This window comes from Micromonospora sp. BQ32, from assembly GCF_059358895.1.
The window spans coordinates 300,647-314,797 of record NZ_JCADBI010000002.1 but is presented as its reverse complement, the minus strand read 5'-3'; the positions used below and the strand labels follow the sequence as shown (position 1 = coordinate 314,797).

Sequence of the window (14,151 nt, the reverse complement as noted above, 5' to 3'; positions counted from 1 at the left end):
GGCTCGTTCCTAGCGGACCTCGAAGTCAACGTGCCAGCCGGCCGCCGTCTGCGTCGTCTTCGAGCAGTGACCCTTGCTGCGTAACAGCCAATACCTCGGAGGCTCGTGCCGCTGAACTCCTCCCCTCAGGTTGGTTGTCCAGCCATCTGTGCTCGGAGGTCGACGCAAGGGGTTCAAGTCCCACTCTGCGCGGTGAGCGCTGGCGCCGGCGGTACTTAGAGTCTCACGAATGACCCTCGACGATTCCCATAATTCGATGCGCCGGCTCGACGGAAAGCTCTGGTTGCCATCCGAAGCGATCTATCCGGCCCCAGACGAAGACGGCCGCATCCGAGAGACTCTCGCCTTCTATGGACTCGCTATGGCTAAGGTGCAGCAGCTCGAAATTGGGCAATCAACCTGCTAGTTATGACGAGGATCGTAGCTGCTCGGCAGAAGGCAGAGGAGATTATAGGCCATCCTTGGGAGCCCCTTCTCAAGGAGACGCTAGGCAAGCTGGTACGGGCGGCTCAACCCATACCTAGAGCGGGATCCTCAGTTCGTGGCCGACTTGGGGGATGCGCTCAAGATAAGGAACATGCTGGCTCACGCCTACTTCAACGTCCGTTCTGAGGAGATGCTTTCGTTTGCGGGACGGAACGAAATGCTCCTCGAATTGCAAGGAATCCGCGAACGCATGGAAAGCCTTGTGGCTCGCTTGCGTGAAATGTGCGAACCCTACCGGCGACCGGCGGGTTATTCCGACGAACCAGAAGATGCGTTGATGGAACAGACGCTGCGGGAGGCTACCGATAGAGATTCAGCGCGTCAATAGAGATCGTCGCCGCGGACCAGATTTGGCCGGCCACGCCCCGCCGTCTCCACCGTCAAGGTGTTGCGTGGAGCTATTTGATCATGGCCTGCATCGCATGAGCGTGAGACAATCCTCCATCGTGCTGCAAGCCGCGACAGTCCCAGGGGGTAGCTCTTGAGTCCGACCAGCCGACGAGCCAGTCACGGAGACGTCGCCCTTCAGGTGCGTCAGGTTGAAGCGTTCCTCCGGGCGGAGTACGTAGACGCCGGCTTGCTGGACCTCAGCGACCTTGAGGGCAAACCGGACGAGGAACGCGAGCCCCGCATGCTGTCCAGGGCGTTGGCAGCCCAAGCGGTTCGGATCGCCACGGGCTGGACTCCGCGAGAAGCTTCACTCGCCGTCATCGATGGGCACGCTGATCAAGGTATAGACGCGATCGCAGTCGTGGATGGCGCGGATCAACATGTCTACCTGGTTCAAGCAAAGTGGAGCAAGACAGGAAGGGCTAACTGCGATCGGTCTGCGGTATTGGAACTTCTTGCCGGGTTGCGGCTAATCGACGACGAGGACTTTGCCCCATTCAATCCCCGCGGCCGCCAACTGGCTGAGCGGGCAAAGAGCGTCATGGGGAGCGGCCCAGTGCCGGTTACACAAGTCATCGCACTGATGCGAGCCGATGAGGTAACCGATGGTTTCCGTCTAGCGATCGATAATGGTGAGCAGGAGTTCAATCGCCACGGCGAAGTCCTGCGCCATCGTATCATACTGTCCTCCGAACTGTGGACCTCGGTTCGGGAGGATATAGCGCCAAGGCCAGTTAACTTGGAAGCTGATTTATTTCCCTGGTTTGCCATCAGCACCCCATACGAGTCGTATCAAGGTGTCATTGAGGCAGAACAGGTAGCACAGTGGCTTGCTCACGGCTCAAATCTTTTCAACCTTAACATTCGCAATCCTCTGGGTCGGACGCCGATCAACAATGAGATCATCGAAACTCTTGCGCGGGAACCGGCTCACTTTTGGTACTTCAATAACGGGGTAACCATTCTGTGTGAGTCGGTCGAAAAGGGTCGGCAGTCCCTGCGATTCCCGCAATCACATCCGATCAGCTTAACCTTGTGCAACGCCAGCGTGGTGAACGGAGCTCAAACCGTTCGTTCGGTCGCTGAGGCCGTTGCTGCCGATGATGTCGCCGCATCGGCTAAGGTCGGCGTTCGCATTATTGTGACCGGTAAAGCTGATGCCTTCGCCAAACACGCGACCCAGGCGACCAATCGTCAGAACCGCGTCGAAGCGAGGGATTTTATCGCGCTCGATCCAATCCAAGCTGCCATTTTGGATGAGATGCGAGCGGACCTAGGGCTCGAGTACAGCGTACGCCGCAGCGAACTTGAGCCGCAACCCGACACCGGCTGCTCGGTAGTCGAGGCTGCATGTGCGCTGGCTTGCGCCCATCCCGATAGCCAGTACGCTGCTCGCATCGCGACAACTCTTGACGTGCTGTGGGAACGGGGCTCACAGGGCATCTACGATGCTCTGTTCCGGCCGCAGCCTGGCGTCTACCTGCTTTGGAACGCGGTCCAGGTCCTGAGGCAGGTGAGGCGTACCCTCCATCAACTGCGCCCTCGCTACATGGGGCGTGGCGCTGCCTTAGCCGAGCACGGGGTATACCTCCTTGCGCACCTGGTATTCCGTCGTCTCGATACCGACGCGATTGACGAACCCGATCCGCGGCTCGAGTGGGCCGAGCACGCCGTCGACGAAACAAAGCGGTTGGTAGAGGAGCTCTTGCCCATTGTCGCAGACGTAATCGACGCGCTCTACACGGAGCGTTCGCAGATCCGGTCAGTCTGCTCCGATATATCACGGTGCCGAGAAGTAACACACCAAATACTTGGGGGCCCGCACCAAGGTCACCTCCCAGACCGGAACAAGTATCGACACATCCCGGCAAAGCGCAAGCGCCGCCCGAATGCCGTCTCAATTCTGATAGATAAGGCCATTCTTGCCGAGGGAGAGGCGCTCATACATTCGCCGGCCAACCGAGTTGAGGCCGAGGCTCTGAAGGGCTGGCTCGCCGAGGATCCGAAGCGAGCACGGGCCACTTGGACCCCCCATCGGACGAAACCGCTCGTGTGGGCACCGGACGGCCTGCAATATTCGCCGTCAGGCCTGATCCGTCATATGTGGGAGCTTGCTCGATGGGAAGACCGACCGATGGCGAATCAAGGAACCGCCCGCTGGGCTATCAGTACGGGTGAAACTCTTGCGGATCTGGCATGGCGGGCCCTAGGCGAACTTGAGTCCTCCGACGAGGACCCTGATTCGCAAGTCATCGCGCCGTAGGTCCGCCGGACACGCTATTACTGACGGCAACGGTCGCAAAGTGGAACGGGCGCCGCCAGCATCTCGAGGTTCTACGGCTAACAGCGCCGACCTGCCATCCCGTCGCCGTCGGCCCGCCCCTGGGGTGCGGGCCGCCGCCCGGCCCGCCATGTCAAGCGGACCTTGACGGCTCGTACGAACGCTGGCGGGTCGGGCGGTGGTCTGCTCGGCTCGCCCGGGTCGATGGCAGCGGGATGGCTCCGCGCAACCACCCACGGACCGCGACCCGCCGGCGGAACCCAGGCCATCCTGGAGCCGGAGCGCCCCCGCCGAAGGCGCAGTAACCGCAACCCCGCGACCGCCGCCAGCTCGCCGACGCGCGGCCGGCGTGCCTCCCCTACGCCGGGCAGGCTCGTGGCCGTGACGGCCCGGCCGGCTCCCGGCTCACAATCACCCGGTCAACGGTCTGTCGTTCTGGGGCGGCCCTCCCGCCTTCCCCGCGGTCCGCGCCAGCCGCCGGGCGTCCGGCGTGACGGCCGCAGATCGACAGCGGCAGCGGCCGGCGCGCGCCCAGGCGGCGGCGCGTGCGGCCCGCCAAGGGCCGCCTTGCTCAAGTATGGAAACTTCGGTCTAGATGGCGCTGCCGTGTTCCGCGTATGCGGACATGCCGTTACTGAGCGCCGCGATCGCAGTGCGGATCCTGCGGGCGAGTCGGGGTGGGCCGTGCTGCTCCAAGGACTCTGCGCTCACGTAACGCCACTCGGTCAGTTCACCGTCTACAAAGCGGATCTCGCGCTCCTGCTCCGGGCTGAGTGATCCGCCAGAGAAAATGAAGAGCAGCTTGTCACCTTCGTGTTCGGCGGGCGCCCAATCCACAACGAGCATCGGCCCGAGCGCCGCGGCGAGACCAAGCTCTTCGTGAATCTCCCGCATGCATGCGTCGCGAGGTGACTCGCCGGGTTCGACGTAGCCGCCGGGGATGTCCCAGTGGTTCTTGTAGCTGGGACGCACGAGGAGCACGCGGCCCTGGTCGTCGAAGAAGAGGACACCGGCGGCGACGCGTGGGGTTGCCATGGGTGGCATCTCGTTGGCCGTCACCAGGGCAGCCTAGATGGGGGCTGAGATCAGTCGAGCACCTTGAGCCGCCGGGCCAGGCCGACCAGTTCGGCCGATGGCTTGCCGCGCTGCCGGCGTACCCAGGTCAGCGCGAGTTGGCGGCTGAGGAAGTGGTGGCGGACCTGTTCGGGTGCCATCTGTTCGGTGTCGAGCAGAACGGCTTGGGCGTCGTCGAGCCGGTTCCACGAGCTGTAGGCCCGCGCGACTTCGAGGGCGTGCCGCACTCGGCGCTCCATCGGCAGCCCGGTGGTGTTGACGCGCGGGCCGAGGTCGATGGCGACTTGCAGGTCGCCCAGCTCGGCGGCCGTGGCGACGCGGTGGATGGCGACGTTGGTCGGACCGAACGCGGTCCAGAGGTGGTTGGCGTCAGCTCCGAGCTGGCCGGCGGCGTGGTCAGCGGCGGCGAGGAAGGTGCGGGTGGTGGCGGCATCGTTGGCGCGGGCGGCGGCCATCGAGCCTGACAGGAACAGGGTTCCGTAGACGGAGAGCAGCGCTGGCGTGGCGTGCGTGAGGTGAGGCTCAAGGTAGCCGGCAGCGTCCTCGGTGAGGCGTACAGCTTCGCTGTAGCGGCCGGTGGCATGTAGGGCGTGGCCCACCGAGCGGAAGAGGGAGCCGATGATGAGTGGGTCGCCGTTGGGACGGACGGCGGTCAAGCCGCGGTCGGCGGCGATCCAGGCGAGGTCGCTCTCGCCGAGCTTGGTGAGCTGGGTGGCTGCGAGTTGGTATGTCAGACCGAGAAGGCGGCGGGCCTGGTCGTCGCCGTCGTGGTGGTCGGCGGCGGCCTGGGCGCGGTGCAGCAGCTCTGGTAGGCGGGCGGTGACGTACGCGAATCGGGAGTCTTGGTAGGCATCCCAGAGGGCCCCTACCTCCTTCCTGAGTACCGCGACGTTCGATAGCTCGGTTTCCGTGCCGCCGCTGAACGGACCGAGGGCGCGGTAGTTCATCAGGGCGGCACGGAGTGCGGGGACGGTCGTGGTGCCGCTGTCGCCGTTCCAGTCGAGCAGCCCAGGCTCGCCGAGCAGGTCGCCGAGAGAGACGTCCAGGACTTCGGCGAGGGACTTGATGACGGAGAGCCGATCCAGCTCTATCCGGTTGTTCTCGATCTTGCCCAGCCAGTCGGCGGTCCGGCCGATGAGCCCGGCGAGGACTTCCTGGGACAGGCCGCGTCGGTAGCGGTACCAGGCGACACGTTCGCCGATGGTCAGGTTGTTGGTTCTTCCGCGCACCGGTTCACCGTCTCCCCTCGGTCGGCTGCGACCCCGGAAGGATTTTCCGGGTAGCTGGGGGGTATCTCCCACAACCTGTCTATATGACGCGGCCGAACGTATCGAGCAACTGCCAATCCGGCTCGGGCTGGAAGGACGCGCTCGCCCGCACGGCGGTCCGGGCAATCCGGCGTGGTGCGGAGTGGACCCGCGCCTTCGCGCGTCGGTCATGCCTGGACTGCGCGGGTTCCGGTCGCGCGGCGACCTGCTGAGGTTGGTCCGGGGTGGGTGCTGGCGTGAGACCGCGACCCGAACGACGGCTCGTGAATGGTCCGCCCGCCCTGGTGCCTCGCACAGCCACGCCTCGCCGGCCGGGTGTCCCCGTTCCAGGTGACCTGGTGCTGATTGACGCTCGGGCGTCGGTGCAGTTCGGCGGTGATCGGGCTTTGTGGCTGCGGGTGACCTCGGTCTGCGACAAGCCGACCTACCACGGCTGGGTGTGGCTGACCGGCTACTCCATCGACCTAGCCACAGGTAAGGCCCGGACACGACGGGAAGTCTTCGCCCAGATCGCCGGCCTCCAGATCCAACGACGCACCACCGACAGCGCGCCGCCACTCAACAACATGGCGCCAACGACGAGGAGACGCGGTGTTTGACGTTCGGGTACGACTCGGCGCGGTGCTGGACATCGACGCGGTCGATCGTCTTCTGCCATCGGACGGGCCGGTGCGGTTGTGGGTGACCGGGGTACGGCTGGTGGCCAACCGCCCGCCGCGCGATGAGTGGATCTGGGTCGAGGGCATCAGGCTCTCTCCGTCGGGCCGTCGTGGCCCTCAAGCACAGATCCTGGTACGCGCAAGCAAGCTTCCACCGGCGGGCTCAGTCCATGGAGCGTCCCCGCCGGCGTGACAAGTCGGAACGGTCGGGAACAGCGGACGGACCCTCCGACCGCTGGGGCGGCGGTGGCGGGCTCGGCACCGGTACACGCACAGGCCCGAGCACTACGCGACCGGTCTCGCTGCCGATTCGCTGACTTTCTGCCCATGGCCTCGACCGGCCGACCCGGGACACCCGCCTTCACCTGGCCGGGAGCGCTCCCCGGGAAAGGGACGACCCCCGTCGGGGGGAGACGGGGGTCGTCGGAGGTTCGGCTCCGGGGGGGTCGAGCCGAACCACTCAGCGGTCACGGGGGGTGCAACCGCTGAGGGTCTGCCTGTTTCGAGGATGTGAAAGCTCGTCGTACGGACAAGTCTGCCTGAGCGGGCCCGTCACGTCGAGTGGTGCTGCCTCCACTCACTGCGAAAATCTCCTCGCGGAGTGTGAGCGTGATCACGCGGAGCGGAGAGGGTGCTGCCAGCCCGCAGGTCTGAGGGGTGGCATGACCCCGGGCACCCGCCGACGATAGACCATCCGGCTAGACTTTCGCGCCGTGGGCCGAAGTGCCGCTTTCTTCGATCTGGACAAGACCGTCATCGCCAAGTCGAGCGCCCTGGCGTTCGGTCGGCCGTTCTACCGGGATGGGCTGATCACCCGGCGTGACGTGGTCAAGTCGGCGTACGCGCAGCTGATGTTCCGGCTGGGCGGCACCGACGAGCAGACCATGGCCCGAACTCGGGACTATCTGGCTGCGCTCTGCAAGGGCTGGCAGGTGGAGCAGGTCCGTCAGATCGTCGCGGAGACGCTGCACGAGCTGATCAACCCCTATGTGTACGCCGAAGCCGCCGCCCTGATCGAGGAGCACCAGGCGGCGGGGCGGGACGTGGTGCTGGTGTCGGCGTCGGGCGAGGAAATGGTCCGGCCGATCGGCGAGCTGCTCGGGGTGACCGACGTGATCGCCACCCGGATGACGGTGCGGGACGGCCGGTACAGCGGCGAGGTCGAGTTCTACGCGGCAGGCCCGAGCAAGGTCGAGGCGGTCAGCGAGTTGGCCGCTGCCCGGGACTACGACCTGGCCGATTCGTACGCCTACTCCGACTCGTACAGCGATCGCCCGCTGCTGGAGTGCGTCGGCCACCCGAGCGTGGTCAACCCGGACCGGCAGTTGCGCAAGCTGGCCTCGGAGAACGCGTGGCCGGTGCTGGAGTTCCGGCACCCGATCCCGCTGGGCCGGCGCCTGCGGGAACGGCCGGCGGTCCCGGTGGCCGCGGCGGCCCTGGGGGTCGGGGTGGGTGTGGCCATCGGCATCGCCTGGTACGGCCGGCACCGTCGCACCCGAGCCGCCACCACCGCCTAACCGTCTCGTCGCGCCCGTCCCACCCACTCCCAGGGTGATCACGGGTTGTGGTGGGCGTCTTCGACCAATTGGCGCCCTTTGCGGTCCAGCACAACTCCGTGGTCGACGCCGCGAGGACGGACCGCTCCGGGGCGGCGGGGCTGATCGTCGCTCAGGCGGCGGCGAGGATCTCGTCCCCGATGGCGGTGAGCTGGTCGGCGCCGACCTCGACGGCGGCCATGTAGTGGCGTAGCCAGGAGCGCAGCCCGTCGGGGGTGCCGGTGGCGAAGGCACCGGCCGCGCCGACGTACTCGGGCTCCCGCTCGCGGTGCCCGACGTCGACGGCGAGCAGGCCACGCGGGTCGAGGCCGCTGGCGAGCAGCACCAGCCGGGCGGCCCCGCGGGCCACCAGGCCGGACGGCCCGGCGAACGGGCGCAGGTTCAACAACTCCCCGTGTACGACCGCGGCGAGCACCAACGGGGAGACCTTCGTGCCGCCGGCGACCAGCCCGGCCAGCCCGTCCAGCCGGGTGGTGACCACGGGGTCGGCCACCGGGCGGCCCAGCTCGGCTTCCGACACCAGATCCCGGGCGGCGAGCACGTGCAGCTTCGCGAGCGCCTGGCGGGGCGCCTTCGGCCACAGCTCGCTCAGACCTGGCAGCGCGCCGGCGACCCGCAGCGCCCCCTGGAGCACCGGGTCGGTGACGGTGCCGGCCCGGACCGCCTCACGCTCGTGCCCGGCCCCCTCAAGAGCCGCGCTGGCCACCGCGGAGCGGAGGCTGACCTCGGCGGCGACCTGTCCGCCGTGCCGGCGCAGTGCCCGGTGCCCGAGCGCCTGGTCGAACCGCTCGCGGGCCTGCTCGACGGCGGCGGCGATGTCGGCGAGCGCGAGCAACGGGGCGAGCGGGTCGGTGGTCACCCCGCCACGCTAACGACCCGACCCGACCCGGCGGGCCGCACCCGCCCGCAACGCGACCCGGACCACCCGCCCGGCACGGCCACACAGCCGACCCGACGCGGCAGTTCCGGCAAGGTCAACACGGGTTTTGAAGTTGCGGTGTCCGCGTGGCCTGGACACCGCGATTTCCATGAATCCGTGTTGATCAAGGCCCTCGGGCCCGCGCTCGGCGACGTGGGTCGGGGCGACATGGGACGGGCCGCGCCGACACGGGCCGGGGGCGGGGACGGGGCGGGGGCGGTGGGACGGGCCGTCGGGCGCGCGGCGGGGGCCGCTCGGCGCGACGCAGTGGGCAGCCGTGGCCGGTCGAGGGCCCCGCGACTACCCTCGTGCCATCGAGACCCAGGTCACCCCGAGGATGAGGAGTCACGGCATGAGCGAGGCATTGGCCAATCTGCTGAACGAGACGCGCCAGTTCCCCCCGCCGGCCGAACTCGCCGCGCACGCCAACGTCACCATCGACGCGTACGCCGAGGCTGAGGCCGACCGGCTTGCCTTCTGGGCGAAGCAGGCCGATCGGCTGGCCTGGTCGAAGAAGTGGGATGAGGTGCTCGACTGGTCGAACCCGCCGTTCGCGAAGTGGTTCGTGGGTGGGCAGCTCAACGTCGCGTACAACTGCCTGGACCGGCACGTCGAGGCGGGCCGGGGCGACAAGGTGGCGATCCACTGGGAGGGCGAGCCGGGCGACACCCGCACCATCACGTACGCCGACCTGCACGCGCTGACCTGCCGGGCGGCGAACGCCCTCACCGATCTGGGGGTGACCGCCGGCGACCGGGTGGCGATCTACCTGCCGATGATCCCGGAGGCGGCGGTGGCGATGTTGGCGTGCGCCCGGATCGGCGCCGCGCACAGTGTGGTCTTCGGTGGCTTCTCCGCCGACTCGTTGAGCAACCGCATCCAGGATGCCAGCGCCAAGGTGGTGATCACCGCGGATGGTGGTTACCGGCGGGGCAAGCCGTCGGCGTTGAAGCCCACGGTGGACGAGGCGGTGGCGAACTCCCCGTCGGTGGAGCACGTGCTCGTGGTCCGCCGCACCGGCGAGGACGTGGCGTGGTCGGAAAAGGACCACTGGTGGCACGAGACGGTGGAGACGGCGTCGGCCGAGCACACCGCGCAGCCGTTCGACGCCGAGCACCCGCTGTTCATCCTCTACACCAGCGGCACCACGGCCCGCCCGAAGGGCATCCTGCACACCACCGGCGGCTACCTCACCCAGGCGTCGTACACGACGCACGCGGTGTTCGACCTGAAGCCGGAGACGGACGTCTACTGGTGCACGGCCGACATCGGCTGGGTCACCGGGCACTCGTACATCGTGTACGGCCCGCTCTCCAACGGCGCCACCCAGGTGATGTACGAGGGCACCCCGGACACGCCGCACAAGGGCCGATTCTGGGAAATCATCGACAAGTACGGGGTGAGCATCCTGTACACCGCTCCTACCCTGATCCGGACGATGATGAAGTGGGGCGACGACATCCCGGCCGGCTTCGACCTGTCCTCGCTGCGCCTGTTGGGCAGCGTCGGTGAGCCGATCAACCCGGAGGCGTGGATGTGGTACCGGCAGCACATCGGCCGGGGCGAGCTGCCGGTGGTGGACACCTGGTGGCAGACCGAGACGGGCGCGATCATGATCTCGCCGTTGCCGGGGGTGACCGCGGCCAAGCCGGGGTCGGCGATGACGCCGCTGCCGGGCATCGTGGCCGACGTGGTGGACGACCAGGGCCAGTCGGTGCCGAACGGTGGCGGCGGCTACCTGGTGCTGCGCGAGCCGTGGCCGTCGATGCTGCGCACCATCTGGGGTGACGACGACCGGTTCATCGACACGTACTGGTCGCGTTTCCAGGGCATGTACTTCGCCGGCGACGGTGCGAAGAAGGACGACGACGGGCACATCTGGCTGCTCGGCCGGGTGGACGACGTGATGTTGGTGTCCGGGCACAACATCTCCACGACCGAGGTGGAGTCGGCGTTGGTGTCGCACCCGTCGGTGGCCGAGGCGGCGGTGGTCGGCGCGACCGACCCGACCACCGGTCAGGCGATCGTCGCGTTCGCCATTCCGCGGGGCAGCACGGACATCGCCGGCGAGGCGGGCGAGCAGCTCATCGCCGACCTGCGCAACCACGTGTCGAAGACGCTCGGCCCGATCGCCAAGCCGCGGCAGATCATGCTGGTGCCGGAGCTGCCGAAGACCCGCTCCGGCAAGATCATGCGCCGGCTGCTGCGGGACGTGGCGGAGAACCGGTCGCTGGGCGACGTGACCACGTTGCAGGACTCCTCGGTGATGGACCTGATCTCCTCGGGGATGAGCGGCACGAAGTCCGACGAGGACTGACGATAGGCGTACCCATTGGAGGGTGGCGGTCCCTGCGGACCGCCACCCTCCGTCATGTCTTACGGGTACGGTTCGCGCCGCCTCGCCACTGTCACATCGGTCGGTCGGGGGAGTCGGGAGAAGCTGAACGGGCACAGGCATAGATCACCTCTGTCCTTTCGGCCGGTTGTGCTTTAGGTTCACGCAGGTTGGCGGAGTTCGACACCCATCGCTCCGATGGTCGGCCACGCCAACGTCCTCCTCCCCATGCCCGAGAAACGGAGCGGCATGAACCACAAACCGCAGTCCAGGGCGCGGCGACGACTACTCGTCGCGCTGCCCGTCATCGCCCTCGCGGCCACGTCACTGACCGTGAGTGGCAGTGCGGCAGCCCAGACGCCGTCCGGCACCCCCCAGGCGGTGATCGGCGCCGACGAGCACTACATCAACTACGCCGAGCCCGAGGTGCAGCCGGACACCGACGGCCGTGAGGTGAAGGGCAAGGGTGGCATCTACACCCCTGCCGCGGAGTCCGCGCGTGCGTTCGACCGCAAGCACGCCCGGGGCAACCCGGTGACCGCACGGCAGCTGGCCAAGGACGAGGCCAAGTCGCTGCGGACCGGTCAGAACCCCCGCAAGTTCAAGAAGGCGCCGACCACCCAGACGGCGAAGCTGCTGACGCTGCTGGTGGAGTTCAACGACAAGGCCAACGACGACTTCACCGGCGTGATGGTCCCCAAGACGGTGTTCGAGGACCGCACCTGCGTCCCCGGCACGGTCCAGAACGGCCCGAAGCACAACAAGATCCCGGACCCGGCGCGCCTGCCCCACGAGGACAACAACTCGATGTGGGTGCCGGACTTCTCGCCGCAGCACTACAACAAGATGCTCTACAGCAAGAAGGGCATCACCGAGCGGGTCCGCACCGACCTGAAGGGCCCGGACGGCAAGAAGGGCATCGACCTGTCCGGTCGCACGATGCACAACATGTACCTGGAGATGTCCAAGAACGCGTACACGGTGGACGGGCAGGCCAGCCCGTGGATCACCGTGCCGCACTCGGAGGGCTGGTACGCGGCCAACCGCTGCTTCCAGGACGAGACCGGCGCGTGGGTTCCCGGCCGTGAGCAGTCGATGAACGGCCACCCGGACAACCCGGCCGGCGCGGGCCGCCTGGCGACCGACGCGATCGACGCGCTCGTCGCGAAGGACCCGGACTTCCCGTGGGCCGACTACGACATCGAGGACCAGGCCGACCGCGACGGTGACGGCAACGTCTTCGAGCCGGACGGCGTGATCGATCACCTCGTGCTGGTGCACGCCGGTCAGGGCAAGTCCCGTGGCGGCGGCGCCGAGGGCGTGTACGCCGTGTGGGCGCACTCCTCCACGGTCGCCGGTGGCTACACCATCCCGGGCACCAACCTCAAGGCGTCGAACTACATCGTGCAGCCGGAGGACGCCGGTGTCGGCGTCTTCGCCCACGAGTTCGGCCACGACCTGGGCCTGCCGGACCTCTACGACACGTCCGGCAACGCCGACTCCGACGTGGACTTCTGGGACCTGATGGCCTCGGGCTCGCACTCGGGTGAGATCTTCCAGGCGCTGCCGACGCACATGGGCATCTGGGACAAGTGGGTGCTCGGTTGGGCCGACCCGCTGACCATCCGCCCCGGGTCGAACCCGCGCGAGGTGAAGCTCGGCCAGACGTCGCGCACCCCGATCGACTCCGAGGACGGCATCAAGGTCGACCTGCCGGACAAGGTGACGACGCTGGCCACCCCGCACAGCGGCACCAAGATGTGGCACAGCAACAACGACCAGGAGTGGGCCGACGTCAAGCTGAGCCGCTCGGTCGACGTGCCGGCGGCGGCCGACTCGAAGTTCTGGATGTGGAACAACTACATCATCGAGGAGGACTGGGACTACGGCTTCGTCGAGCTCTCGACCGACGGCGGTACGACCTGGACCGAGCAGAAGGTGTACGACGAGGCCGGCACGGTGGTCACCACGCCGGACGGCTACGCCGACCCGAACGGCCGGATGAACGACTTCGGCGGCAAGAAGTACGGCCTGACCGGCAGCACCGACGGCTGGCGGCACGACTACGTCGACCTGTCGGCGTACGCCGGCACGACGGTCCAGGTGCGGCTGCGCCTGGCCACCGACGAGGCGTTCGAGGAGCGCAACTGGTTCGTCGACGACTTCTCGGTCACCGGCGGCGGCGCCACCACCTGGAGTGACGACGTCGAGGGCGGCGCCAACGGCTGGACGGCCACCGGCGGCACCTTCGTCGACACCACCGGTGGGGGCTGGAAGGTGTCCAGCGGCACCGAGGTGCACGCCCAGTACTACCTGGCGGAGTGGCGCAACTTCGACGGCTTCGACAAGGGCCTGAAGTACGCCTACGACACCATCTACTCGCACGAGGCGTGGAAGGTCGACCGGATCTCCTACAACGCGCCGGGCATGCTGGTCTGGTACCGGGACACCGCGCTCGGCGACGTCAACCACGTCACCGGGCAGATGACCGCGCTGCCCAGCTACGGCGCGAAGGGCGGGTTGCTCATCGTCGACTCGCACTTCGACCCGTTGCGTCGCACGGGCGAGGCGGCCGTGAAGGACCCGTCAGTGACGGACAACCTGCCGAGCCGCCCGCAGTCGTCGAACGCGGCCTTCACGTTGCAGCGGACGTACCCGTTCACCGAGTGCCTGGAGGCGGCGGACGAGCCGTACAGCGCGTACTGCACGAAGTTCAAGGGAATGGCGCCGGTGAAGGCGTTCACCGACGCCAAGGGCTGGTACCCGGGCATCGAGATGCGCGATGGTGCCGCCTACGCCCGGGACAACGACGCGTCGGTGGTCCTGCCGTCGCGCGACAACGCGCCGTACACCACCCGGGTCACCAACCCGGACGGCAGCCCCGCGCCGGAGTTCTACGGCGTGACCCTGGGCGGTGGCGCGATCGTGCTGGGCACCGGGAATCCCGGCGACCAGGGCGTGAACTACGGCGTCTCGCTGACGATCAAGAAGGCGGCCGGGGACAACTCGTCGGCCATGATCTACGTGACCCCGGCGAAGAAGTAACGGTTTCACGGATCGAGAACTGACGGTGGGGCCGGTGGCGGAGACGCTGCCGGCCCCACTGTCGTATGTGCGATCAGCGTGATCGAAAAATGTTGTTGTATACGTTCGCGTCCGGGCCACGCTGGTCAGCGCGGCTGA

General features: G+C 67.5%; 10 protein-coding genes. 7 read left to right on the top strand and 3 right to left on the bottom strand.

From position 1 onward, the window contains the following. Positions 1-229: 229 nt before the first annotated feature. The 3 genes from AC5L30_RS05025 to AC5L30_RS05015 all read left to right on the top strand — a co-directional run bounded on the left by AC5L30_RS05025 (position 230) and on the right by AC5L30_RS05015 (position 3,139). On the top strand, positions 230-406 hold the full coding sequence (locus tag AC5L30_RS05025; protein WP_494865686.1) for a hypothetical protein: 177 nt from the start codon (positions 230-232) through the stop codon (positions 404-406). Between the two features lie 135 nt (positions 407-541). Then, positions 542-814, top strand: a complete 273-nt coding sequence (locus AC5L30_RS05020; RefSeq protein ID WP_494865685.1) for a hypothetical protein — start codon at positions 542-544, stop codon at positions 812-814. Positions 815-1,015: 201 nt separating this feature from the next. Continuing rightward, positions 1,016-3,139, top strand: coding sequence for an AIPR family protein (locus tag AC5L30_RS05015; RefSeq protein WP_494865684.1), 2,124 nt, complete (start codon positions 1,016-1,018; stop codon positions 3,137-3,139). A gap of 609 nt (positions 3,140-3,748) precedes the next feature. Here AC5L30_RS05015 and AC5L30_RS05010 read toward each other — a convergent pair. Both AC5L30_RS05010 and AC5L30_RS05005 read right to left on the bottom strand, forming a co-directional pair. After that, complete coding sequence (locus AC5L30_RS05010; protein WP_494865683.1) at positions 3,749-4,216, bottom strand: NUDIX domain-containing protein; 468 nt, start codon at positions 4,214-4,216, stop codon at positions 3,749-3,751. Positions 4,217-4,242: 26 nt separating this feature from the next. Next, positions 4,243-5,460: a helix-turn-helix domain-containing protein gene (locus AC5L30_RS05005; RefSeq protein ID WP_494865682.1), complete on the bottom strand. Its 1,218-nt coding sequence runs from the start codon at positions 5,458-5,460 to the stop codon at positions 4,243-4,245. Between the two features lie 377 nt (positions 5,461-5,837). Between AC5L30_RS05005 and AC5L30_RS05000 the strand changes: the two genes are divergently transcribed. Next, positions 5,838-6,098, top strand: a complete 261-nt coding sequence (locus tag AC5L30_RS05000; RefSeq protein ID WP_494865681.1) for a hypothetical protein — start codon at positions 5,838-5,840, stop codon at positions 6,096-6,098. Between the two features lie 773 nt (positions 6,099-6,871). After that, entirely contained in the window at positions 6,872-7,675 is an 804-nt protein-coding gene (locus tag AC5L30_RS04995) for an HAD family hydrolase (RefSeq protein WP_030486293.1), read from the top strand. A 151-nt stretch (positions 7,676-7,826) separates the two neighbouring features. Here the strand turns inward: AC5L30_RS04995 and AC5L30_RS04990 are convergent, their stop codons facing one another. Then, positions 7,827-8,573 carry a Fic family protein gene (locus AC5L30_RS04990; RefSeq protein WP_494865680.1) on the bottom strand — a complete coding sequence of 249 codons (747 nt, stop codon included), beginning with the start codon at positions 8,571-8,573 and terminating at the stop codon, positions 7,827-7,829. Between the two features lie 412 nt (positions 8,574-8,985). On the opposite strand from AC5L30_RS04990, the gene acs reads away from it, so the two are divergent. Next, on the top strand, positions 8,986-10,950 hold the full coding sequence (acs, locus tag AC5L30_RS04985) for an acetate--CoA ligase (RefSeq protein WP_494865679.1): 1,965 nt from the start codon (positions 8,986-8,988) through the stop codon (positions 10,948-10,950). 267 nt (positions 10,951-11,217) lie between these two features. After that, positions 11,218-14,013, top strand: a complete 2,796-nt coding sequence (locus AC5L30_RS04980) for an immune inhibitor A domain-containing protein (RefSeq protein ID WP_494865677.1) — start codon at positions 11,218-11,220, stop codon at positions 14,011-14,013. The last annotated feature ends 138 nt before the right edge of the window (positions 14,014-14,151 follow it).

What these genes read in the sequence shown, in the direction of transcription:
- AC5L30_RS05025 (WP_494865686.1), top strand. Translation starts at nt 230, where the DNA reads ATGACCCTCGACGATTCCCATAATTCGATGCGCCGGCTCGACGGAAAG.
- acs (WP_494865679.1), top strand. Translation starts at nt 8,986, where the DNA reads ATGAGCGAGGCATTGGCCAATCTGCTGAACGAGACGCGCCAGTTCCCC.
- AC5L30_RS04980 (WP_494865677.1), top strand. Translation starts at nt 11,218, where the DNA reads ATGAACCACAAACCGCAGTCCAGGGCGCGGCGACGACTACTCGTCGCG.